Consider the following 2,492-nt stretch of genomic DNA (forward strand, 5'->3'; position numbering starts at 1 on the left):
CCCGCTGACGGTCACGGGATCTGCCCGACACGACGTCGTCTGCCTCGCCGCGCTCCGCGGTTGTGGCCCCTTCCTCGGGTGCGATGAGCGGTGCTGAAGCGCCCCATCGCCCCGAGGAAGGGATGAGTTGAAGTCTGCCGAGGAGATCATGAAGATTCTGGATGCCTACGACCTGACCGGGTCGTTGCGTGATGCCGGCGAGCTGGCCGGCTGCTCTCACCACACGGTGAAGCACTACGTGGACCGCCGCGCTGCCGGCGGCGAGCTGGACCGGGCCGCGCAGCGGCCGCAGTTGATCGATGAGTACCTGCCCAAGGTCGAGGAGTGGGTCGAGCGGTCCAAGGGCAAGGTCCGTGCTGACAAGGCCCACGAGAAGCTCCTCGCGATGGGATACGCCGGGTCGGAGCGAACGACCCGCCGGGCGGTCGCGAAGGTCAAGGCCTCCTACCGGGCCGGGCATGTGCGGGTCCATCGCCCGTGGGTGACCGAGCCGGGGATGTGGCTGCAGTACGACTACGGCGACGGTCCCGTCGTCGACGGCGTGAAGACGGTGCTGTTCGTCGCGTGGTTGGCCTGGTCGCGGTTCCGGGTGGTGATCGCACTGCGGGACAAGACGATGCCGAGTGTGTTCGCCGCCCTGGACCAGACCTTCCGCCGGCTGGGTGGGGTGCCGACCTATGTGCTGACCGACAACGAGAAGACCGTCACGGTTGAGCACATCGCCGGGATCCCGGTCCGCAACCCGCAGCTGGTCGCGTTCGCCGAGCACTACTCGGTGACCGTGCATACCTGTGTGCCGGCCGACCCGGCGTCCAAGGGCGGCACCGAGGCGTCGGTGAAGATCAGCAAGGCCGACCTCGTCCCCAAGGACACCAACCTGCGCGAGGCCTACGCCTCGTTCGCCGAGCTCGAGGCCGCCTGCGAGGCGTTCTGTCAGAAGGTCAACACCCGCCCGCACCGGCTCACCAAGCGGCCGCCGGTCGAGATGCTCGCCGAGGAGCGCGCCCGACTCCACCCGGTCGCCCTGACACCGCACACGGTCGCGTTCGGCACCACCCGAGTAGTGCCGGCCAACACCCCGATGGTGACCTTCGAGTCCGGCCAGTACTCAGTCCCGCACGCGTTGCTGGGCGCAACGGTGTGGGCCCGCACCCAGGGCGTCGGCACCGACGAGCACGTCGTCCTCGTCCACGTCAGCGACGACGGGCCGGTCGAGGTCGCCCGCCACGCACGCGCGAGACCGGGCACGCCGAAGATCAACGACGAGCACTTCCCGCCCCAGCCTGAGGGACCGCTGGATCGTCGGCCACGTGCCAGGAACGCCGCGGAAGCGGAGTTCCTCGATCTGGGTGAAGGTGCCCGGCTGTGGCTGGTCGAGGCCGCCGCAGCAGGCACCCAGCGGATGCGGGTCAAGATGACCGAAGCGCTCGCGCTGGCCAAGCTGTTCGACCCCGTCGAGGTTGACTGGGCGCTGGGCCACGCCGCCGTGCACGGCCGGTTCGCCGAGGCCGACCTGCCCTCGATCCTCGACCACCACGCACGTCAACCAGCTGCCGGTGAGCACCGGGCCAGTGAGGACTCATCACTGACCCAGGGCACCAGCGCGTGGGCACGACTCGGGCAGTCCACCACGTCGAGCGACAGCGGTGAGGTGATCGCATGACGACCGCGTCCGCGCCGCCGCTGCCGCCCGAGTTGGAGGACCTACTGCGCAGGCTGCGGCTGCCGCATATCCGTCGCCACGCCCCCGAGGTCGTCGCGACCGCGAAGGCCCAACGTTGGGAACCCGCCGAGGTGCTCAAGGCACTCTTCGCCGAGGAGGTCGCCGGCCGGGAACGCTCCGCACTCGCCACCCGGCGAGCGGCTGCCGGGTTCCCGACCGGGAAGACGTTCGACGCCTGGCAGCCCAAGGTCTCCTCGATCCCCGCGCCGACCCAGCAGGCGCTACGCACCCTGGAGTGGGTGCACCGTCGGGAGAACCTCGTCGTCTGTGGGCCGTCGGGGACCGGGAAGACATTCCTACTCGAAGCGCTCGGTCAGCAGGCAGTCGAGGAAGGGCTGAAGGTCGCCTGGTTCACCCTGGAAGACCTCGGCGTCCTGCTGCGCCGCCACCGGGCCGACGACACCGTGTCGAAGGCGATCGCCCGAGTCCTGCGCGCCGACCTCGTGGTGGTCGATGACATCGGGCTGCTGCCTGTCGCCGCGGACGCCGCCGAAGGGCTCTACCGGCTCGTCGACGCCGCCTACGAGAAGCGCTCGGTCGCGATCAGCTCGAACCTGCACCCGTCCGGGTTCGACGAGCTGATGCCCAAGACGCTGGCCACCGCCACCGTCGACCGGCTGCTGCACCACGCCCACGTCTGCCAGACCAGCGGCGACTCGGTGCGACTCACCCAAGCACTCGCAGGCCAAGGGGTGAGCCCGTTGAGGTGAGGCCCCTGGTCGGTGGTGGCCGCAGCCCCCTTGGGCAGATCCCATGGCCACCACCGGGC

2 protein-coding genes are annotated in these 2,492 nt (G+C 69.9%); both read left to right on the forward strand.

What is annotated here, in order from left to right:
- Window positions 1-127 precede the first annotated feature (127 nt).
- Window positions 128-1,663, forward strand: a complete 1,536-nt coding sequence (istA, locus tag ACYVKX_RS23340) for an IS21 family transposase (RefSeq protein WP_460836112.1) — start codon at window positions 128-130, stop codon at window positions 1,661-1,663.
- Entirely contained in the window at window positions 1,660-2,433 is a 774-nt protein-coding gene (istB, locus tag ACYVKX_RS23345; RefSeq protein WP_460836113.1) for an IS21-like element helper ATPase IstB, read from the forward strand. Before istA ends, istB begins: the two co-directional genes overlap by 4 nt.
- Window positions 2,434-2,492: the final 59 nt, after the last annotated feature.

The sequence above is a fragment of the Nocardioides hungaricus genome, from assembly GCF_054782915.1.

Coding starts and splice junctions, on each gene's coding strand:
- istB (WP_460836113.1), top strand. CDS start 1,660: ATGACGACCGCGTCCGCGCCGCCGCTGCCGCCCGAGTTGGAGGACCTA.